The organism is Agrobacterium sp. GD03872 (assembly GCF_029840625.1).
Taxonomy (GTDB): Bacteria; Pseudomonadota; Alphaproteobacteria; order Rhizobiales; family Rhizobiaceae; genus Agrobacterium; species Agrobacterium fabrum_A.
In genome coordinates this window covers 38,905-59,816 of record NZ_JAOCCY010000025.1, presented here as the reverse complement: position 1 = coordinate 59,816, position 20,912 = coordinate 38,905, and the positions used below count along the sequence as shown (strand labels likewise).

General features: G+C 61.0%; 17 protein-coding genes and 1 pseudogene. 14 read left to right on the top strand and 4 right to left on the bottom strand.

Translation table 11 applies throughout. The features are described from left to right. Nucleotides 1-349: 349 nt before the first annotated feature. Nucleotides 350-457: pseudogene (locus N5D22_RS27170) on the top strand (catalase); the annotation flags it as partial. Nucleotides 458-704: 247 nt separating this feature from the next. After that, nucleotides 705-2,936: a mechanosensitive ion channel family protein gene (locus tag N5D22_RS26095; protein ID WP_279657888.1), complete on the top strand. Its 2,232-nt coding sequence runs from the start codon at nucleotides 705-707 to the stop codon at nucleotides 2,934-2,936. A 41-nt stretch (nucleotides 2,937-2,977) separates the two neighbouring features. Here N5D22_RS26095 and N5D22_RS26090 read toward each other — a convergent pair whose 3' ends face one another. Further along, nucleotides 2,978-3,208: a hypothetical protein gene (locus tag N5D22_RS26090; protein WP_279657890.1), complete on the bottom strand. Its 231-nt coding sequence runs from the start codon at nucleotides 3,206-3,208 to the stop codon at nucleotides 2,978-2,980. An 87-nt stretch (nucleotides 3,209-3,295) separates the two neighbouring features. On the opposite strand from N5D22_RS26090, the gene N5D22_RS26085 reads away from it, so the two are divergent. The 7 genes from N5D22_RS26085 to N5D22_RS26055 all read left to right on the top strand — a co-directional run bounded on the left by N5D22_RS26085 (nucleotide 3,296) and on the right by N5D22_RS26055 (nucleotide 9,971). Continuing rightward, on the top strand, nucleotides 3,296-4,204 hold the full coding sequence (locus tag N5D22_RS26085) for a LysR family transcriptional regulator (protein WP_003504286.1): 909 nt from the start codon (nucleotides 3,296-3,298) through the stop codon (nucleotides 4,202-4,204). Between the two features lie 147 nt (nucleotides 4,205-4,351). Further along, a complete protein-coding gene (locus N5D22_RS26080; RefSeq protein WP_279657985.1) occupies nucleotides 4,352-5,134 on the top strand; it encodes a carbon-nitrogen hydrolase family protein in 783 nt (260 codons plus the stop codon). 15 nt (nucleotides 5,135-5,149) lie between these two features. After that, complete coding sequence (locus N5D22_RS26075) at nucleotides 5,150-5,815, top strand: RraA family protein (RefSeq protein ID WP_279657893.1); 666 nt, start codon at nucleotides 5,150-5,152, stop codon at nucleotides 5,813-5,815. Between the two features lie 61 nt (nucleotides 5,816-5,876). Beyond that, nucleotides 5,877-6,917 (top strand): ABC transporter substrate-binding protein, encoded by a 1,041-nt coding sequence (locus N5D22_RS26070; protein WP_279657894.1) that lies wholly within the window; start codon nucleotides 5,877-5,879, stop codon nucleotides 6,915-6,917. Between the two features lie 297 nt (nucleotides 6,918-7,214). Next, the gene (locus N5D22_RS26065) at nucleotides 7,215-8,288 is read left to right on the top strand and encodes an ABC transporter ATP-binding protein (RefSeq protein WP_279657895.1); all 1,074 of its coding nucleotides are present in this window, start codon (nucleotides 7,215-7,217) and stop codon (nucleotides 8,286-8,288) included. Continuing rightward, a complete protein-coding gene (locus tag N5D22_RS26060) occupies nucleotides 8,285-9,163 on the top strand; it encodes an ABC transporter permease (protein ID WP_020010153.1) in 879 nt (292 codons plus the stop codon). The genes N5D22_RS26065 and N5D22_RS26060 overlap by 4 nt, the downstream gene beginning before the upstream one ends. Before the next feature lie 13 nt (nucleotides 9,164-9,176). Further along, nucleotides 9,177-9,971 carry an ABC transporter permease gene (locus N5D22_RS26055; RefSeq protein ID WP_279657896.1) on the top strand — a complete coding sequence of 265 codons (795 nt, stop codon included), beginning with the start codon at nucleotides 9,177-9,179 and terminating at the stop codon, nucleotides 9,969-9,971. A 39-nt stretch (nucleotides 9,972-10,010) separates the two neighbouring features. Here the strand turns inward: N5D22_RS26055 and N5D22_RS26050 are convergent, their stop codons facing one another. Then, nucleotides 10,011-10,859 (bottom strand): LysR family transcriptional regulator, encoded by an 849-nt coding sequence (locus N5D22_RS26050; RefSeq protein ID WP_279657897.1) that lies wholly within the window; start codon nucleotides 10,857-10,859, stop codon nucleotides 10,011-10,013. A 103-nt stretch (nucleotides 10,860-10,962) separates the two neighbouring features. Between N5D22_RS26050 and N5D22_RS26045 the strand changes: the two genes are divergently transcribed. Then, entirely contained in the window at nucleotides 10,963-12,297 is a 1,335-nt protein-coding gene (locus N5D22_RS26045; protein ID WP_279657898.1) for an aspartate aminotransferase family protein, read from the top strand. Here N5D22_RS26045 and N5D22_RS26040 read toward each other — a convergent pair. Together N5D22_RS26040 and N5D22_RS26035 are read right to left on the bottom strand one after the other, a co-directional pair. Continuing rightward, nucleotides 12,294-14,399: an ATP-binding protein gene (locus N5D22_RS26040; RefSeq protein ID WP_279657899.1), complete on the bottom strand. Its 2,106-nt coding sequence runs from the start codon at nucleotides 14,397-14,399 to the stop codon at nucleotides 12,294-12,296. The two genes, N5D22_RS26045 and N5D22_RS26040, sit on opposite strands and share 4 nt — an antisense overlap. Next, nucleotides 14,396-15,136 (bottom strand): response regulator transcription factor, encoded by a 741-nt coding sequence (locus N5D22_RS26035; RefSeq protein ID WP_279657900.1) that lies wholly within the window; start codon nucleotides 15,134-15,136, stop codon nucleotides 14,396-14,398. Before N5D22_RS26035 ends, N5D22_RS26040 begins: the two co-directional genes overlap by 4 nt. Nucleotides 15,137-15,376: 240 nt before the next feature. Between N5D22_RS26035 and N5D22_RS26030 the strand changes: the two genes are divergently transcribed. From N5D22_RS26030 to N5D22_RS26015, 4 genes are all read left to right on the top strand, one after another. After that, nucleotides 15,377-16,375, top strand: a complete 999-nt coding sequence (locus tag N5D22_RS26030; protein WP_279657987.1) for an ABC transporter substrate-binding protein — start codon at nucleotides 15,377-15,379, stop codon at nucleotides 16,373-16,375. Between the two features lie 113 nt (nucleotides 16,376-16,488). Further along, the gene (locus N5D22_RS26025; protein ID WP_003492136.1) at nucleotides 16,489-17,514 is read left to right on the top strand and encodes an ABC transporter substrate-binding protein; all 1,026 of its coding nucleotides are present in this window, start codon (nucleotides 16,489-16,491) and stop codon (nucleotides 17,512-17,514) included. Between the two features lie 98 nt (nucleotides 17,515-17,612). Continuing rightward, nucleotides 17,613-19,844: an iron ABC transporter permease gene (locus tag N5D22_RS26020; protein WP_279657901.1), complete on the top strand. Its 2,232-nt coding sequence runs from the start codon at nucleotides 17,613-17,615 to the stop codon at nucleotides 19,842-19,844. Continuing rightward, nucleotides 19,841-20,902: an ABC transporter ATP-binding protein gene (locus N5D22_RS26015; protein WP_279657902.1), complete on the top strand. Its 1,062-nt coding sequence runs from the start codon at nucleotides 19,841-19,843 to the stop codon at nucleotides 20,900-20,902. Before N5D22_RS26020 ends, N5D22_RS26015 begins: the two co-directional genes overlap by 4 nt. The last annotated feature ends 10 nt before the right edge of the window (nucleotides 20,903-20,912 follow it).

Genomic DNA, 20,912 nt, shown 5'->3' with positions numbered 1-20,912 from the left:
ACTCCAAAACTATCAAGACTTTTGCGGCCTCCCAACAGGAGGGAGTAGCCATTTTTACGTCTAGTACAAGGCGTACGGAGACGGGGCACGACAATCGCCGCAGCCGGTTGGATCATGCTGGGCTGTATCCATACATCGCCCAAAGCAAGGCAAGTATCGCTCCACCCACCAACACCCCGGCGGTTGGAAAACGTGGCAGCAGACGCAGGATCGCTGTTGAGCAAGCGGTTATCGCTCCAGCCAGAAAACCTCCATCGGCAAGCTGGAACAACGAGACAACGCCTGCTATCACCAGCCCGATGCCAATCGGTGCCAGCCCGACAGCAGCAGCTGCTTTATGCCAATACCCGCTGCGGTGCTGGGATATGCACCGGCTTTCATCAAACAACGTCACATTGACAATTGTACTTGCTGTGATCCCGCCTATGGTGCGGGTGTTGCCGTTGCATTGGGATTGGTGAGCTCTCCCCCCGGTCAGTCGTCTTCCGCGTTGTGAACCAGTTTCGACGAAAGCTCGGGATGATGGTATGTTTCAATACAACAGGCACGGAAGGGGCATGACCGTCAGTTGATATTCCCGGTATGCTCCCGGCATGGGGAGTTGCCGCTACATGACGGTCACGGCTGAAGGCGGACGACCTTCCGGGAGCGCGCGTGCAGCGGGTTGTTCTTGACGATCGGGAATGAGGGAGGCTTTGAAAAGCATGACGACAATTGCGTTCTGCGGCTGCCTGCGTAGCTGGAGGTACTTCTTCGCGATCGCATTGTTCATCTGTATTTTCAATCCTGTAAAAGCCCAGGACGCGGCTGCGCCGCCTGTGGAAAAGCTGCGTGAAATCTCCCGGTTGCTTGCGGATCCGCAGGTCGCCGCCTGGCTCAAAGATAGCCAGGCGGTCAACCCCGTGCCTCAGTCGCCGGCTCCGGCGGCGGCAATGCAGTCCGGCTATATCGCCGAGAAGCTCGATACAGTCAAAGAGCGGCTTGACACCGTGATGACGGGGAGCATGGAATTCGCTCCCGGTATGAAGACAGCGGTTGACAAGCTTGCAGCGGAGGTGATGCAGCGCGGCGTTCTTCGTCTCTTCTTGTTGATGCTGCTCATTCCTCTTTTTGCCATGGGTTTCGAGCGGTTATTTGATTATCTGTCGGGGCGGCATTGGCGTCGCCATTTGGCGGAGTCGATGGCTGCCGTGCCAGTTGGCCTTCATGCCTGCGGACAGGCCGTCAGCTTCGCGGTTGGCGCTCTGCTGCCGCTGGCCATTGTCAATTGGCCGCCGCTGATGCAGAGAACGGCGCTCATATTGGCGATTGCAGCCATCGTTCTCCGCTTCACGACTTTATTTGGCGGCTACATCGTCTGGTTGATTGAACAGCCGGACGAGAAAAAGGCTTACCCGGAAGAAGAGCAACCCGTCGTTTCCCCAGTCGGCGAAACCGCGCTCGCTGAACCGGCTGATATACACACCGCCAGTCCGATATCCGATTCGCAGGCGGAGCCCACGCCGCTTATGACACCGGATGGTCTGCGTTACTGGTTTTCGCGTTTCCAGCGCGGTCTGCGTGTCTTTATCGCCGGCTGGACGGTCGTGGAATTGATGAAGCTTTTCGGCTTTACCGAAGGCGCAGTGCTGCTCGTGGTCCTTATCTTCACCCTTGCTCTCTTCACCCTTGCCGTCGAAGCGGTTTGGCGCCGCCCGCACCGCGCAGACCATGGGGAAACCGCTCGTAAAGTCTGGTCCTGGGTGATGACGGTGGCGGTGATCGTGCTTCTGATCCTCTGGATCATCGGGCTTCATGTTTTATTCTGGGTCGGCATCGCCTCTCTGCTGCTCCCCCCGGCCTTGCGATTGACGACCGCCGTCATCGCACGCCTGCATGGAGGCAATGAGGTTGCCCGCCCTACGGGCATGGGGTTCGTCATCAGCGAACGGGGTGTGCGGGCGCTTGTCATCATCCTCGCCGCCTGGTGGATCGCAAACGTGGCCGGCGTGGATGCTGCCGGCATGATGATGGGAGCGGGGGACACATTGGTCAGTCGTGTCGCACGGGCCGTCACCCAGGCAATCGCGGTCCTTCTGGTCGCAGACATTCTCTGGCAGTTCCTCAAGGCGGAAATCTCGATACACATGGCGGAAAGGCCGCGCGGCCGCCACCTGAGCGATGCGCAGCGTGGCCGCAACGCCCGCATTCGTACGCTGCTGCCGATTTTACACAATATTCTCGCGATTATCCTCGGCGCGATTGCCGTCATGATGGTGCTGACCAGTATCGGTGTCGATATAGGTCCATTGATTGCGGGGGCTGGGGTAGCCGGTGTCGCCATAGGTTTCGGTGCTCAGACCGTAGTGAAGGACCTTATTTCGGGTATCTTTTATCTCTGGGATGACGCTTTCCGCATTGGAGAATATATCGAGACCGGAAAATATAAGGGGGAGGTCGAGAGCTTTTCCCTGCGTTCGGTGAAGCTGCGACATCATCGCGGCCCTCTTACCACCGTGCCGTTTGGTGAATTGGGCGCCGTGCAGAATATGAGCCGTGACTGGTCGGTTACGAAGTTCAACATCTCCGTCCCTTACGACACCGATCTCGAAAAGCTGCGCAAGGTTATCAAACGCATCGGCACGGACATTGCCGAGAAGCCGGAATACAAGGACATATTGATTGAGCCATTGAAGATGAAGGGCGTAGCCGAATTCGGTGAATATGCCGTGGTCGTGCGCGTGGGTTTCACAACCAAACCCGGCGAGCAGTTTATGATCCGGCGCGAGATCATGAACCGCATTGTAACTGACTTTAAGGCAAACGATATCCAGTTCGCATCACCGACCGTGCAGGTGGGGGGAACGAATGGTTATACAAATGCAACCGTCGCCGCTGATGAAATTCGACGCCGCCGTGAAAAGGGACTTGCGGCCATGAACGAATCCGAGGCTTGATATTCTGGCCAGGTGAGACGCGGCCCTCTAAAAAATCGGGCTTAACGCCGATATTGGCGGCCGAGAAGGCGGTCGGGGATATATGCCGCACGACGTGCAAGCATCAGCCAGGCGACGACGAAACCCGCATCGTGCTCTAAGCCCTCGCGTGAGCCGTGTTCTCCGCCGCGTTTACCGAAGATGCGGATTGGGATCTTAATAATTACGCGGCAACCCGGGTCGTCCAGCCGGATGCCGGTGATCCCTTGCCTATCGGCGCGCGCATCGGACATACTGCCCCTCGAACCAAAAAGGCCAAGGGCAAGACGAAGCCAGAGACGCAGAGCTGGATCGCGGAGCCATGCGAGAAGATTGACCCCATGAATACGCGATTCCTCGAAACTTTCCTCTGGGCGGCACGGTTGAGCAGCTTTTCGGCGGCCGCGGAACGTTTGCACACCACGCAGGCGTCGGTCTCCAACCGGATTGCCGCGCTGGAGCGTGAACTCGGTGTGGTGCTGTTCACGCGCGATGTGCGCTGCGTCAACCTGACGCCCGCCGGTCGTCTGGCGCTGCAGCATGCCGAAAAGATCGTCAACCTCACCGGCGAGTTCCGGCAGATCGTCAGTAACCGGGAGGCGTTGCGGGGCACCGTGCGCATCGGTGCCGCCGATACGATCGTTTATGCCTGGCTGCCGCTGCTCATCCGCCGCATGAACGAACAATATCCCGGTGTCAGCCTGGATCTGACCATCGATACCAGCCTGAAACTCTCCCAGCGCATTCAGAACGGCGAGGTGGATGTCGGTTTCATCATGGGGCCGATCATGGCCGCGGATATCTACAACTCACCGCTCTGCACATTTGAGTCCTGCTGGGTCGGCGCAGTCGAACTGCCGTTGCCTGAAACGGGTGTCACACTGGAAGATATCGCGCATTTTCCGCTGCTTACCTTCTCGACCGGGTCACAGCCGCACCAGGCGTTACGCGCGCTCCTCGATTCCCACGGCCTGTCCGATAGCCGCATTTATAATTCCAATTCGCTGTCGATCATGACCCGCCTTGTGGCCACGGCGGTTGGCGTGGGCGCGTTGCCGCGCGTATTGGTGGACGGCATCATCAAGTCGGGCGAAGCGCGTATTCTCGACATCACGCCGCCGGTGCCGCCTCTTACCTTCCACACGGTTTACCAGGAGCGTGGCGACAACGCACTTGCCCGTGCCATCGCCGACATGGCGACCGAAATCGTCAGTGAAACCACCACGCAATGGATGACCGCCGCAGCTTAAATTTTATGCTGCATCGCAAGATGATTAATCCATAAGCTTATCTTATGGGTTTCGATAGAGTTTTTCCGTTTGTCATGAAAACAGTTCCCGTTCTTAATTCTCCTCGCAACATGAGAGGAGAGCAACGTGAAAGTCTCACTTGTTCAAATGAATACCCAGAATGACAAGGCAGAAAATCTGAAAGTTGCTGCCGATCTGATTGAGAAGGCAGTCAAGGCGGACAATCCTGACCTTGTTGTGCTTCCAGAATACTTCGCATTTCTTGGAGATAATCCTCAGGAGATGCATGAGAGCGGCGAGGAATTTCCCGGTGGCGAGATTTATACGCTGCTTTCGGGGCTCGCAAAGAAGCATGCGGTTACGCTGCATGCCGGCTCCATCGTCGAGAAGGAAGGCAACCGATTTTACAATTCGACGCTGGTTTTCGGTCCCGATGGCCAGCAGATTGCCCGGTACCGCAAAATTCACCTGTTCGACGTCGATACGCCGAACGGCATCAGCTATCGCGAATCCGATTCCGTTGCCCGTGGCGAAGAGGTCGTGACCTACAAGGTTGGCGACAGGACGGTGGGTTGCGGCATCTGCTACGATATCCGTTTCCCGGAACTGTTCCGCGCCCTGCGGGACAAGGGCGCGGATGTAATCGTTCTGCCTGCCGCCTTCACGCTGATGACAGGTAAGGACCATTGGGAAGTGCTGGCCCGCGCCCGCGCCGTCGAAACCCAGACCTATTTCCTCGCCGTCGGCCAGATCGGCGCCCATGCGGGCGGCAAGAAGGCCTGCTGGGGCCATTCCATGGTCATCGACCCTTGGGGCCACATCATCGCGCAATGCTCCGACACTGTCGGAACGGCGGGAGCCGCCCTCGATTTCGACTATTCGGCCAAGGTGCGAGCCAACGTGCCGGTGGCGAACCACCACGTTCTCTGATCGGAGAAAGACCTAATGTTTATCGTCAACCCCATGCCGGAACAGATCGACGCTGATATCATCGAGCTTCTTGAGAAGGTCGAAGTCGCAACGATCGGTCATGTGCTTCACTCCGGCTTTGTCGATCCTGAAATCCGCGCCGTTCTTCCGGGCAAGCGCGTGGCCGGCACCGCCGTCACGCTGCGTATCCCGAATGCGGATTCGACCATGCTCCACTACCTGACGCAACTCGTGCGTCCGGGCGATATCGTCCTCATCGACCGTTGCGGTGATACCCGCCATGCCTGCTGGGGCGGCGTCATCACCAACACCATGAAGATGGCGGGCGTCAAAGCCGGTGTCGTCGACGGTCCGGCGACCGATTTCTCGGAGTTCACCAAGGTCGACATGCCCATGTGGTGCCGCGGCCCGTCGCCGATCACCACCAAGATCCTTGGTCTGGAAGGCGCGATCAACGTTCCGATCAGCGTCGGCGGCCAGGTGATCAACCCGGGCGATGCGATCCTGTGCGACGAAAGCGGCGTCGTAGCCCTTCATCCGAGCCAGGCCCGCGCCATGGCGGAACGGGCCATCGGCATGCAGGAAGCCGAGATCGTGCTTCTGGAACGCCTGCGCAACGGCGAGAAGCTGCCGGATATTTCCGGCGCCAACAAATTCGTCCAGGCCAAGCTGAGCGCCTGACGCTGCATTCCGGATGGCGGGCCAGGCCCGCCACCCAATAACAATAGAGGAGAACAGGACAATGAAGAAAACGATACTTCTGAGTGGGATTCTCATGCTTGGCGCGGCCGCCCTGCCGGCGCACGCCCAGCAGACCGTGACGTTCCTTGGCTATAGCGGCCTTTTCCAGGAGCGTTACACCAAGGCCGTCATCGAGCCTTTCATGGCCGCCAACCCTGACATCAAGGTCGACTATTTCCCTCAGCAGGGTTCTGCCGCCATGCTCGGCTCGCTGCGCGCGCAGAAAGCTGCACCGCAGGCCGATATTGCGCTGATGGATGTTTCCGTCGCCAAGACCGGCACGGATGAAGGCCTGTTCGACAAGGTCGATGAAAGCGTGACCAAGAACGTTGCCGACCTCTATCCAAACGCCCGCTTCGAAGGTGTGGCCGGTGTCGGCGTGACTTTCGACAACCTCGTTCTCATCTACAACACCGATGCGATCAAGACCGCGCCGGATAGCTGGAACGCCCTCAAAGACAGCGCCCTCAAGGGCAAGATCGCCATGCTGAGCGCCCCTGACATCGTCGGCATCGGCACGACGATCATCATGGACCACATGAATGGCGGCACCGACTTCATCAAGAATATCGACGCCGGCATCAATGCCATGGCGGAAGTCGCACCGAACGTCCAGACCTGGGAACCGAAGCCGGAAGTCTATCCGAATGTCGTCAACGGCCAGGTGTCGCTGGGCGTGGGCTGGAATGCCCGCAGCCAGGTGAACGCCGATGGTTCCAAGGGCAAGATGAAGGTCGTTCTTCCGAAGGAAGGCACGATCCTGCAGATCAATACGCTTAACCTCGTCAAGGGCGGCCCGTCGTCCGAGGCGGCCCGAAAGTTCGTCGATTATGCGCTGAGCCCGGAAGCCCAGGCAGCCTTCACCGCCGCCATGTATTATGCGCCGACCAACACCAAGGCCACGGTCGCTGCCGATGTGAGTGACCGCACGGTCGTCAAGGCGATGGACAAGGTTATCCCGGTCGACTGGATCGGCCTCTCGAAGGTTCGTGACCAGATCACCCAGGACTGGCGCCGCAAGGTCATTCCGCTCAGCCGCTAAGGCTTTCGCGCCCGGTGCGAAAAATGGCAAGACTTCCGCATCGGCCTCGGTGGATGCGGAGACGGCATAAGCCCAGGTTCATTTCCTCTGCCGGCGTTGGGGCCGGTGGAGGGATGAGGTAAAGCGGACATGCGGTCCGGGTGGCCAGATTGCCTGCATTGCGGGAAGCGCCGTGCAACGGTGCAGCAAGTTTCCGCCCCGACTGCATAGATCAAGGGACAGGGCATGTCCGAGACCCCTGCGGGTTGGGCATGTTCTGGGGAAAGGCAAAAAGCCAGAATGGGAACTTCAGATATCATGCAGCCAGGATTTCTCTCTATTCGATCACTGACCAAGCGTTACGAGACCATGGTCGCCGTGGATAATCTCAATCTCGAGATACCCAAGGGCGAGCTGGTTGCCTTCCTCGGTCCATCCGGCTGCGGCAAGTCGACATCGCTGCGCATGATTGCCGGCCTCGCGCCCGTGACGTCAGGTTCGATCCTGATCGATGGCAAGGATGTGACCCAGCTTGCGCCCTACAAGCGCGACATTGGCCTCGTTTTTCAGAGCTATGCGCTTTTCCCGCATATGACGGTCCTCAAGAACGTCATGTTCGGTCTCGAAATGCGCAAGGTGCCGGCTGCGGAAGCGGAACGGCGTGCACGCGAAGCGATTGCCATGGTGCGTCTGGAAGGGCGGGAGGACCGCCGCCCCGCCCAGCTTTCCGGTGGCCAGCAGCAGCGCGTCGCGCTGGCGCGTGCGCTCGTTATCCAGCCCTCCATCCTCCTGTTCGACGAGCCTCTTTCCAATCTCGACGCCAAGCTTCGCGACGAGATGCGTTCCGAAATTCGCCGTATCCAGAAACAGCTCGGCATCACCTCCATCTTCGTCACGCATGATCAGGTCGAGGCGCTCAGCATGTGCGACAAGGTCGCCGTACTCAATGGCGGGCGACTGGAACAGCTCGGCACGCCCCATGATCTCTACGAGCGCCCGGCGACGGCTTTCGTCGCCTCTTTCGTCGGTCGCACCAACAGGCTGGTTGGAAACGCGGCCGGCGACCACATCACGGTCGGCGATGCGGTGTTGCGCGCGCCCGGTTCGCACAACGGTACCATCGACCTTATGGTACGGCCGCACCGCATGGCCATGACGGTTGCCGGCGACGCCGCACCCGATTTCGACGGAGCACCCGTCAATCGCATCGCCGGTGAGGTTCGCGATGTCTATTATGCAGGCGATATCCTTCACTACGAGATCGCCGCGGGCGGACAGACATTGTCGGTGGAGCGCGCGACTTCCGGCGGGGAAACACCTGTGGCGGCGGGCAGCGCGGTCAGCCTCGTGTGGCGGGTGGAGGACACGCTGGTCTTCGGAGCAGGCCAATGACAGCGGCGGTCATGATCACGGCTCCCGGCAGCCGCACATCCTCCATGGTGTTTCTCGCAACGCTTCTTCTCGGGCCGATCATCGCCGTCAATGGCCTCGCCTTCGTCATGCCCGTCTTCAACCTGCTCCTGCTTTCCTTCCGTGAAAGCCTTGGCGGCGGCGGTCTCGGCGAAGCCCACACGCTGGACAACTGGTCGTCCACGCTGACCGACGGTTTTTACATCGAACTGATCGGCCAGAGCATCCTGACCAGTCTCCTGATCACGATTCTCACACTCATCGCCTCCTATCCCATCGCGCTTTATCTTCACCGGGCGCAGGGCCGCTGGAAGACGCTGCTGCTGGTGCTGGTCATTTCGCCGCTTTTGACCTCGGCCGTGGTGCGCACCTATGGATGGATCGCGATCCTTGCCGATGACGGCCTCATCAACAACATCCTCTTCGCGCTCGGCGCTGAAAGCGGCGTGCGGCTGCTGTTCAACAAGGTCGGCGTCGTCATCGGGCTCACGGAAATCCTGATGCCCTATATGATCCTGGCGTTGCTCGCCGGTTTCGGCAGGCTCGATCCGCGTGTCGAGGAGGCGGCCGAAACACTCGGCGCATCGCCGTGGAAGGTATTCTGGCGGATCATCGTGCCGCTCACCATGCCCGGCGTCGCGCTCGGTTGCCTGCTTTCCTTCGTTCTCGCCGTCAGTTCGTTCATCACCCCCAAGCTGCTCGGCGGCGGGCGCGTCTTCCTTCTGGCGACGGAAATCTACGACCAGGCCATCGTGACGCTCAACTGGCCGCTTGCTGCGACGCTGTCGATGATCATCCTCGTGATCTTCGGTGCCGCGCTGGTGCTTTATTCCCGGCTTCTGCGGGCCATTCTTTAAAAGGAGATCGAAGATGGAAGAACGTCCCGCTCCGCTGGCGCTGAAAATCGTCGCCTTCATCATGTTCCTTTTCCTGCTGGCGCCCGTGGTGCTCGTCGTGCCGATCTCGTTTTCGGCCGACAGCTACATGACCTTTCCGCCCTCCGGCTGGAGCCTGCGCTGGTATGTCGATCTCATGCACAATTCCAAGATGATGGCGGCGCTCGGCACCAGCACCCTTCTCGCCGTCATCGTCACCGTGCTGTCCATGCTGATCGCGCTGCCCGCATCCTACGCGATCGTACGCATGCGGGTGATCGGTGCGGATGCGCTTCTCGCCTTCTTCACCGCGCCGCTGTTGCTGCCCACCATCGTCCTCGGCCTCGCGATCCTGATCGTCTTCGCCGGCGCTGGCCTGCTCGGCACCTTCACCGGTCTGGTGATTGCGCATCTCATCATCGTACTGCCCTATGCGCTGCGTGTCCTTACCACGTCGCTTTCGGGCCTGCCGCTGATCTTCGAGGAGGCGGCCTCCACGCTCGGGGCGTCGCCGTTCACGGTCTTCCGCCGCATCACCATGCCGATGATCGCGCCGGGTGTGGTGGCGACCGCGGCGTTATCCTTTCTTGTCTCGTTTGATGAAGCCGTGATTTCGCTGTTCCTCACCGGCCCGCGCATCACCACGCTTCCGGTCGCCATGTATCAGCATGTGGAAACCCAGGCGGACCCGCTCGTTGCGGCCATTTCCGTTCTTCTGATCGTGCTGACCCTTGGCGTCGTCCTCATCGTCGACCGCACGGCGGGCCTGACCAAGACTTTCGTGAAGTAAAGGCGGAGGGGCTGCTGCCGGTTCGCCGTCTCGAAATGGCTAGAGATTGAGACCCGGAAGAACGGCGCGGATGTGATCGCCCAGCGCCTTGGCTGCGGAAGATATCTGCGGATCGGCAAACTCGATCGCAATACCGATGGTCGGCAGGGGCGGCAGTCCGGTTTTGATGATATGCAGGTCCGCTGGAACAGCCGTCCTTGTCAACACGCTGATGGCGTGGCCGGAGCGGGCAATTGCGATGAGGCCGGCAAGGCTGTTGCTGGCAAAGGCGATGCGGTAGCGGCGATTGGCCGCTTCCATGGCGCTGCATGCGGCGCGATGATCGAGGGTCACCGGCGCGGAGAGAGCCAGCGGCAGCACGTCCTTGGTGATGAGATCCGGCTCCGGCCTGTCCGCCACCCAGACGAAGCTCTCGTGGCGAAGCACATCGCCGTGGTCCGGATCGGATTGCGAGACCAGCGCCATGTCGATCTGGCGACGTTGGAGGAGGGGGCGCAATTCCGTGGTCGGCGCGCAGACCATGCGCAGGTCAACTTTCGGATAGGTGCTGCAGAAGCCTCTCAGCAGTTCCGGCAGGAAGGCGATGGAGTAATCGTCAGGGCAGCCAAGGCTGACGGTTCCCTGCAGCGTCGCCTCGCCCATATCAGCAAGGATTTCATCATGCCGGGCAAGCAGGGCGCCGGCATGGGCGAGCAGCTTCTCGCCCGCTGCCGTTACCCGCACGCCCGAGCCGGTTCGCTGCAGCAGGGTGTGGCCGACTAATTCTTCCAGCCGCTGCATCTGGGTGCTGAGTGCGGATTGAGTGCGCCCGATCTGCGCGGCGGCGACGCTGATGGAGCCAGCGCGAGCGACAATGATAAAGTTCTTCAGCAGCGTAAGGTCGAGCATGGCGATATCAAAATTATCGATATCGGAGTAAAATACTATCAATTGGACTGAGGTGGCAATGGGTTGTTATGTTTCGGCAAGATAAACTCTTGGGGAATGCGCCATGGACAATCTCGCCAAAAATCTTGCTTCGCTCAATGACGAACCCGTCTTCTGGGCCGCTGCCAATAAACACCTGACCCGCTACGGGCCGGCCTTTGAGGAGATCATTGTCGAACGGGCCGAGGGAAGTTTCGTCTATGACGCGGATGGGCGCGCCATTCTCGATTTCACCTCCGGCCAGATGAGCGCTTTGCTCGGGCATACCCATCCGGATATCGTCGCCACCGTCAACCGGCAGATGGCGTCGGTCGCGCATCTCTTCTCCGGCATGTTGTCCCGCCCGGTCGTTGAACTGGCGGCGCGCCTGGCGGCTCTGGCCCCCGGTCTCGATCGGGTGCAATTGCTGACCACCGGGGCGGAATCCAACGAGGCGGCGATCCGCATGGCGAAGCTCGTCACCGGCGGGCACGAGATCGTCGCCTTCGCGCAGAGCTGGCACGGCATGACAGGCGCTGCGGCATCCGCGACCTATAGCGCCGGTCGCAGGGGTTATGGTCCGGCCACCGCCGGCTCGCTCGTTATTCCCGCACCGAATGCCTATCGTCCGCGCTTCAAGAACCCCGATGGATCGAATGACTGGCAGGCGGAACTCGACGATGCCTTCGAACTGATCGATCGCCAGTCGACCGGCAATCTGGCCGCCTTCATTGCCGAACCGATCCTGTCGAGCGGCGGTATCCTCGAATTGCCCCTCGGTTATCTCGCTGCCCTGAAGAAAAAGTGCGAGGAGCGCGGCATGTTGCTCATCCTCGATGAAGCCCAGACCGGTGTCGGCCGGACCGGGCATATGTTCGCCTTCCAGCGCGATGGCGTGACGCCGGATATCATGACGCTCTCGAAGACGCTCGGCGCCGGCCTGCCGCTCGCGGCGGTGATGACGAGCGCGGAGGTCGAGCAGAAGGCCTTCGAGAGGGGTTTCCTGTTCTACACGACCCATGTTTCCGACCCGCTGCCGGCGGCTGTCGGCGTGACGGTTCTCGATGTGGTGGCGCGTGACGGTCTGGTGGAACAGGCGATTGCCCGAGGAAACCGTTTGAAGGAGGGGCTGCTCTCGCTGCAGCAGCGGTTCGAATGCGTTGGCGACGTGCGCGGGCGCGGGCTTTTGCTCGGACTTGAAGTCGTCGCCGACCGGCATACGAAAGCCCCCGGTTTCGAACTCGGTGCGCGCATCATGCAGGAGGCGATGTTGCGTGGCCTCAGCATGAATATCGTCAAGCTGCCCGGCATGGGCGGCGTCTTCCGCATTGCGCCGGCGCTGACGGTATCGGATTCGGAAATCGACCTTGGGCTGGAGATACTGGCGGATTCGATCGAATCCGCACAGCTTGCCCGTTAAGTGTGGTCGGTATTTGCCGGGAAGGTCAGCTGCACTCTCGCGCCTTCGCCGGGTCTGGAGCTGATATGCGCTTCGCCGCCGCTCTGGCGGACGAAACCGTAGACCATGGCGAGGCCGAGACCGGCGCCGCCATGCTCTCCCCGCGTGGTGAAATAGGGCTCGAATGCCTTGTCCACAGCCTCCGGTGTCATGCCGACACCCTCATCGGTGACGGCGACCATCAGCGCATCCTTTTCGGCCGTGGCCGCAATGGAAATCAGGCCGCCATCGGGCATGGCGGCTGCGGCATTGAGGCAGAGATTGAGGATGGACTGCTCGAAAAGGGCCGGGTCCAGCGGTATCGAAGGGAGATCGTCATCGATATCGAGCGCGATCCGGCATTTGGGGCCGACGGCGATTTCCAGAATATCGGCCATGCCGCGCAACAGGCTGGCGACATTGATGACGCTTGGATGGATCGGCTGCTGGCTGCCGATGGTCAACATGCTGCTGGCCAGAGACCGGCCGCGATCCGCCGCCTTGCGGATGCGGGCGATATGCCGGTTCTGGCGATCGTTGAAGCCGGCTTCGCGTTCCAGGAGGCCAAGGCTGCCGGTGATGATGCCGATCATATTGCCCACCTCGTGGCTGACCTGATGGGTCATGCGCATGATGCCATCAAGCCTCTGGGCTTTTACCGCTTCCGCTTCCTGCCGGTCCAGCGCTGTCACATCGCGGGCAAGCAGCACGATGCCGCCATCGGGCTGGCGTGACATCGATATTTCGATCACCCGCTGATCGTCGGTGCGATGGCGTACGACGGCGCGGTCGGGCAATTCCCCCGGCTCTGCATCGAAGGGCAGCAGCGCCGGATCGATTTCCGGGATCGCTTCGACAAACCGTCGCAGCGGCAGTTTTCGCGACGAACCGGAGCGTCCGACAAGTTCGATGATGCGGCGGTTCATGGTGATCGGCCGCCCGGCCGGATCGAACAGTGCAATGCCCTCATTCATGTTGCGGAAGGTCGAGCGGATGGTTCGGGCCGCGGCTTCCGCCGTGCGCCGGAGGCGCGAGACGCGGTCGACACTCTCATGAAAGGCGCGGAAGGCGTCGAGCAGGCGGATCAGCTCCGTCTCGGAGCCGCTATAGGATGGCGGACCGACATCCTTCTCCCCCTTGGCAAGTGCATTCATGCCGTTGGAAAGCGAGGCGATCCCGCGTGAGACCCGCATCACCGAGCGGATCGAGAAGATCGCCACCACCAGAACCAGAAGGGACGCCACGGCGACGATGATAAGTAGCCGGCTAAGCGCGTCCGATGTGGAAATCAGATCCTCGTTGAGGCTGCGGGCAACCGCATCTCCCTGGGTTTCCGTGACATGGGAGAGATCGCGCGACACGGTGTGAAGCCGGGAGACCGAGGCGCGGATGGCAAACATTTCCAGGAGATAACGGCTCTGGGCTTCAAAGACCCGCTCATAGGGCTGCATCTCCGCCACCGGCAGCCGCTCGCCGGGGTAACCCTGCTGGCGGGCCGCGGTTTCGGCCACATAACGGCGGCGCAGTTCGCCAAGCTGGAAGAGGCTGTCGGATGCGGATGCGGCCTGCACGATGCCGTTCATGCGCCTGCGCAGTTCTGGATCGGCGATGCCGCGACCGGTGGCGATTTCGCCGAGCGCCGCCGCCGCTTCCGCCTTGTGGGCCTGCGCCGCGTCGGCATCCCTGGCGAGATCGAGCGTCTGCGTCCGGATGAGCTGCAGCAGTTCCACGATGCGTTCGCTCGAAAAGCCGCGTGCCGCCCGCTCGCCGCTGCCCGGCGCCGTCATCTGCAGCAGCAGGTCGACCTGCTGGACCACGGAGCGGCTTTCGCTGGAAACGCGATAGGGTGAGGCGGCGTTCATCAGGAACGGTGCGCTGGAGACGAGATCGGAAACCTGTCGCGAAACAAGCGAGGCCTTGGCAAGACTGGAAAAGGCCTGCAGGCCATAGGCCGCCATTTCATCGCGGGCGCGCTGCAGCCCGTAAATGGCGATGGCCGACAGGCTGAAGACGAGGATGCAGGTAAAGACGATCGCAAAGGGCAGCCGAAAGGCGATGGATGAGAGGAAGGAGCGGCTGATCACGGCGAGAGTTCACCCTCGCCGGTATGAAGCACGTAACCCTTGCCGCGCCGTGTCTTGATATGGCGCGGCAGATCGGGATTTATCTCGATCTTGCGCCGCAGCCGCAGCACCAGCACATCGACGTTCCTGTCGATATAACGGTCGCTTTCCGCGCCCAGCCGGTCGAGAATCTGCGAGCGGCTGACGGGTTGGTTGGGCGTTTCGGCGAGAATCTCCAGAAGTGCGAATTCGGCGCTGGTCAGCGTTCGGCTGCGGTCGGCAAGGCAGACGGCGCGGCGGGCATCGAGATCGATCGCCCAGTCGCCGAGGCGCAGCGCCGTGCGGCCATGGTCCTTTTCGTTGTCCTTCTCCTGTTTCAGCGAAGGGATGGTCCGGCGCAGAACGGCTTTGATCCGCGCCGTGAGTTCGATGGATTCGAAGGGTTTGACCACATAATCGTCGGCGGCCGTCTCCAGGCCGAGCACCCGGTCGGCGGCGCTGCCGGCCGCGGTGACCATGACGATGCCGATATCGATCTGGCTGCGCAGCCGCTGGGCGAAGGTGCGCCCGGATGTGCCGGGCAGGTTGTGATCGACAAGCACAAGCTGCATCCTGTCCCGCGCCAATATTTCCTCCGCCTCCTCGGCCGAGCGGGCGCAGGTGGGCAGCCAGCCCTCGGCCTCGACGAGGTCCGAGATAAGCTCGGCCATATCAGGATCGTCCTCGACGATCAGAATGTGAACCTTCTGATTAAGCACTGAATCTTCCTCCCGCCTTCATCATAGGCGCGGCTGCGGCGATCTTCAAAGGCTCGCTGGTTATCTCTCCTGTCATAATTGTAATATCTGTAATCTTGTTCGGCGGTGCGGTGAAAGATTGGTAACCATTCTTCGATTGCGATGCGGGCAGGATATGACATGCTGTTGGTGGAGACTGGAACGGGGAGGTTCCAGGCAGGGAGGCTTTAAGTGAAACGATTGACCGCACTTGCGGCGAGCATGGTCCTATGGCTGTGCGGCGCAGGGCATGGCATGGCCGAGCCGAAGTTGAACGTCCTGTGCGGCGTCGACGAGGCCTGGTGCGTGGCCATGCAGCGGGCGTTCGAGGCAAAGACGGGTCTTGAGATTTCGATGGTTCGCAAGAGCACCGGTGAAATCCTCGATCAGATCCGCGCAGAGCGGTCGCATCCCACCGTCGATGTCTGGTGGGGCGGTACTGGCGACACCCATCTGCAGGCGGGTTCGGAAGGGTTGCTGGATGAATACCGGCCCGCCCACCAGCAGGATTTGTTGCCCTGGGCGCAGAATTTCTCCGTGATGTCGGGATCACGGTCTGCGGGAATTTATGCCGGCGCGCTGGGTTTTGCCTATAATTCGGAGCTGCTCGCGAAGAACAACCTGCCCGCACCCACCTGCTGGAAGGACCTCGCGAAGGATGTCTATCGCGGCCATATCCTGACCGGAAACCCGAACTATTCCGGCACGGCCTTCACCATGCTGGCCACCCTCGTTCAGCTCTTCGGCGAGGAGGAGGCTTTCGGTTTCATGACGAAGCTCAATCAGAACGTCGTGGGCTACACCAAGGTGGGTGCAGCGCCCGTCAAGGCGGCGGCGCGGGGCGAGGTCCTGATCGGAATTTCCTTCATGCATGATGCGGTGACGCAGAAGACCGAAGGGTTTCCGCTTGTTATCGTCGCCCCCTGCGAGGGCACCGGTTACGAGATCGGGGCTGTCAGCATCGTCAAGGGCAACCGCAACGCTGCCCTTGCGCAAAGCTTCGTGGAATTTGCGCTGAGCCCGGAAGGGCAGGCGACCGGGGCTGCGGCGGGCCAGAACCAGGTGCCCTCCAATGCCCGGGCGACATTGCCGCTGACGGCGCCTGACATATCGATGATCAAGATGGTGGATTACGACTTCGCCACCTTTGGGCAGCCGGAAGAGCGAAGTCGGTTATTGAGCCGCTTCGACAGCGAGATCCACCCGAGCCAGACCCAGTAGGGCCAAAACCAGAATCCCGAAAAGACAGCGTGCGCGCCGCAAGGTGCGACGACCGGCCGCGCCATGTCTGCGCGCGGCCCAAGAATTCAGACGCAAGCTACAGGAGGATAACCATGCGACTGACGATACTTTCCACCCTGCTTTTTGCCGGCACGGCGCTCAGCGCCGTTTCCGCGCAGGCGGCAGGCGAACTCAACCTGATCTGCTCGGCCGATGTCGTCATCTGCGAGCAGATGAAGGGCGATTTCGAAAAGTCGCATGACATCAAGGTCAATATGGTGCGCCTGTCTTCGGGCGAGACCTATGCCAAGGTGCGTGCGGAAGCCCGCAACCCGAAGACCGATATCTGGTGGGCCGGCACCGGCGATCCGCACATGCAGGCGGCATCCGAAAACCTGACGCTCGAATACAAGTCGCCGATGCTGGACCAATTGCAGGACTGGGCCGTAAAGCAGGCTGAAAGCACCGGTTACAGGACTGTCGGCGTCTATGCCGGGGCGCTGGGCTGGGGCTACAACACCGAAATCTTCAAGTCCAAGGGTTACAAGGAGCCGAAGTGCTGGGCTGATCTGCTGGCGCCGGAACTGAAGGGCGAAATCCAGATCGCCAATCCGAATTCGTCCGGCACCGCCTATACGGCGCTGGCGTCGCTGGTGCAGATCATGGGCGAGGATCAGGCGATCGACTATCTGAAGAAGCTCAACGCCAATATCTCGCAATATACCAAGTCCGGCTCGGCGCCGGTCAAGGCGGCGGCGCGCGGCGAAACGGCGCTCGGCATCGTCTTCATGCATGATGCGGTAGCGCAGACGGCGGAAGGTTTCCCGGTCAAGTCCATCGCGCCCTGCGAAGGTACCGGCTATGAAATCGGCTCCATGTCGATCATCAAGGGCGCCCGCAACCTCGATAATGCGAAGACCTGGTACGACTGGGCGCTCACGCCGGAAGTGCAGTCGCGCATGAAGGACGCCAAGTCCTTCCAGCTTCCCTCCAACAAGACGGCGGAAGTGCCGAAGGAAGCGCCGAAGTTCGAGGACATCAAGCTCATCGACTACGACTTCAAGACCTATGGCGATCCGGCCAAGCGCAAGGCGCTGCTGGAACGCTGGGACCGCGAGGTCGGTGCGGTCGCAAACTGATCTGAACCGCTGATCTTAACTCCGGCGACAGGCATCCCGGCTTTTTAAGCCGGGGTGTCCGCCACTCTTTCATCGGCATGAAACAAGCGAGGTCGGCCATGACACGTGGCAATCGCAGGCTGGACATCGTCCTGGCGCTCGGGGCTTTTGCCCTCATTCTTCTCCCCTGGTATCGCATCGAAGGTGGCTTTTTCAGCCTCCGCTGGCTTTCCGGATTTTTCTCTTCCGCCAGCAGCGCGTCTGGTCTGCTGCAGATCCTGTCCTATGGAAAACCATGGCTGGTCGGCGTCGTTGTCTTTTTCCTCGCCGCGTGTCTTGTCCGGCCGATCCGTGATCCGATGCGGCGCGGCGGGCTGCTTGCCGTCATCGGCGCTGCCGGGCTCGTTTTCCTCGCCTTGCAGGGGCTGGCCATCGGCTTTACCGGCTGGAGCTGGACGGTGAGCGAAAACCTTTTCGGCATGCTTGCCGACGGTCAGCCGTCCATGGGGGCCGGCGCGGTCGTCATGTCGTTCGTCTTCGTGCTGCTTTTTGCCTTCGGGCTTGCCGAACGCGGCGTCATGAAAGGCGACGCCTTCGTCGTCGGCGCCATTTCCGTTCTGGTTTTCCTCGTCACGGTCTTTGTCTTCTATCCAATCGGCAGCATGCTGGTCGCCTCCGTTCAGGATTTCGACGGCTCCTTCAATGCCGATGGCTTTATCCGCAATATCAAGGATCCCGGCATATGGAGCCTTGGCTGCGTGATGGGCGAAGAGCGTTGCGGCGTTGCGTGGCGCACGCTGTTCCTCGCTTTGATGACGGCCTTCGGTTCGACCGTGCTCGGTCTCGGCTTTGCCCTGATCGCCACCCGCACGCGCTTTCCCTTCAAGAAGGGCCTGCGGCTTCTGACGGTTCTGCCGATCATCACACCGCCTTTCGTCATCGGTCTTGCCCTGACGCTGCTTTTCGGCCGCGCCGGTGTCGTCACTGAGTGGCTTTCCTATCTCTTCGGCATAGAACCGGGTCGCTGGCTTTATGGCATGACGGGCATCTGGATCGCGCAGGTTTTGTCCTTCACGCCCATCTCGTTTCTGGTGCTGATCGGCGTGGTCGAAGGTGTCAGCCCGTCGATGGAAGAAGCGTCGCAGACGCTGCGCGCCGACCGCTGGCGCACCTTCTGGCGGGTGTCGCTGCCGCTGATGAAACCCGGTCTCGCCAATGCCTTCCTGATCGGCTTTATCGAAAGCATGGCGGATTTCGGCAATCCGCTGGTGCTTGGCGGCACCCATGGCGTGCTGTCGACGGAAATCTTCTTCGCCGTCGTCGGTTCGCAGAACGATCCGTCGCGTGCTGCGGTTCTGGCGATCATCCTGCTGTGCTTTACGCTTTCTGCCTTCCTTGCCCAGCGCTTCTGGCTGGCAGGCAAGAATTTTGCGACGGTGACGGGCAAGGGTGACAGCGGCGCGCATATAGCGCTGCCGCGTGGCCTGTCCATCGGCGTTCACGCCGTCGTCGTGCCGTGGATGGTCTTCACCATCGTCGTTTATGGCATGATCCTTGTGGGCGGTTTCGTGAAGACATGGGGTCTCGACAATTCCCTGACCCTAGACCACTACGTCCGCGCCTTTTCCATCAGCTTCTCCAATGGCTCGATTGCCTGGACCGGCGTGGCCTGGAACTCGTTCTGGACGACCATGAAGATCGCGCTGGTCTCCGCGCCGCTGACCGCTGCCGTCGGTCTTTTGACCGCCTATATCATCGTGCGGCAGAAATTCGCCGGGCGGAACCTCTTCGAATTCGCGCTGATGATGAGCTTTGCCATTCCCGGCACGGTCATCGGCGTCAGCTACATCATGGCCTTCAACCTGCCGCCGGTGGAAATGACCGGCTCGGCGCTGATCCTGATCGCCTGCTTCGTCTTCCGCAACATGCCGGTCGGCGTGCGCGGCGGCATCGCGGCGATGAGCCAGCTGGACAAGAGCCTCGACGAGGCCTCGCTGACGCTCAGGGCCAATAGTTTCCGCACCATCCGCAAGGTTATCCTGCCGCTCCTGAGGCCCGCGATCACGGCCGCACTGGTCTATTCCTTCGTGCGCGCCATCACTTCCATCAGCGCCGTCATCTTCCTCGTCAGCGCCGAATACAACATGGCGACCTCCTATATCGTCGGCCTTGTCGAGAACGGTGAATATGGGGTGGCGATCGCCTATTCCTCCATGCTGATCGTGGTGATGATCACCGTCATCACAGGCTTCCAGCTCATTGTCGGCGAGCGTCGCCTGCGGCGCGAAAACCGCGTCGCCGGCCTGCCCTCCGCTTCCTCCGTTCCTCTCGCTCAGGAGAAAACCGCATGATTTCCGTAAAACCCGGCTCCGTCACCTTTCAGAATGTCTGCAAGACTTTCGGTGCTTTCACCGCCATTCCCGACCTGTCGCTCACCATCGAGCCCGGCACGCTGGTCACCCTGCTCGGTCCCTCCGGCTGCGGCAAGACGACGACGCTGCGCATGCTGGCGGGCCTTGAGCATCCGACCTCGGGCCGCATCCTGATCGGCGACAAGGATGTGACCATGCTGCCCGCCAATGAGCGCGATGTCTCGATGGTCTTCCAGTCCTATGCGCTTTTCCCGCATATGACGGCGCTGGACAATGTCGCCTACGGCCTGCAATCCTCCGGGCTGCGCAAGGCGGAAGCGCGGGAAAAGGCGGAAGAGGGGCTGAAGCTCGTCGGTCTTGCCGGCATGGGCCATCGCCTGCCCGCCGAACTTTCCGGCGGTCAGCAGCAGCGCGTCGCGGTCGCGCGTGCGCTGGTGCTTGAGCCGCAGGTGCTGTTGCTCGATGAGCCGCTTTCCAACCTCGATGCCCGCCTTCGTCGCCGGGTCCGCACCGAAATCCGCGAATTGCAGCAGAGGCTGGGTTTCACGGCGGTTTATGTGACGCATGATCAGGATGAGGCGCTGGCCGTTTCCGACCGGATCATCGTGATGAAGGATGGCGAGATCGCCCAGTCGGGTGCGCCACGCGATCTTTACGAAGCGCCGGCCTCCGCCTTCATCGCCGATTTCATGGGCGAGGCGAATGTTGTCGGTTGCGAGGTGGTTGGCATCGAAGGAGCCGATGCGGTGATCCGTGTCGGCGGCATCGATCATCGGGTCGCGGCCCGCAACGCCCGGCCGGGTCCCGCAAAGCTTGCGGTTCGTCCCGGTTCGATTTCCATCGGTCGGCCGGGCGGGCAGGGACTTACCGGCCGGGTGCTGCACAGCGCCTATCTCGGCGGCCACGTCGAATATGAGGTGGAGACCGATATCGGGACGCTTTTCATTGTCGACCATGCCGTGGAGACCAGTCTGCCGGCGGCGAGCGATGTGACGCTGGGGTTCAAGAGCCGGGGCATTGCCTTGATTCAGGCCTGAAACCGCTGCC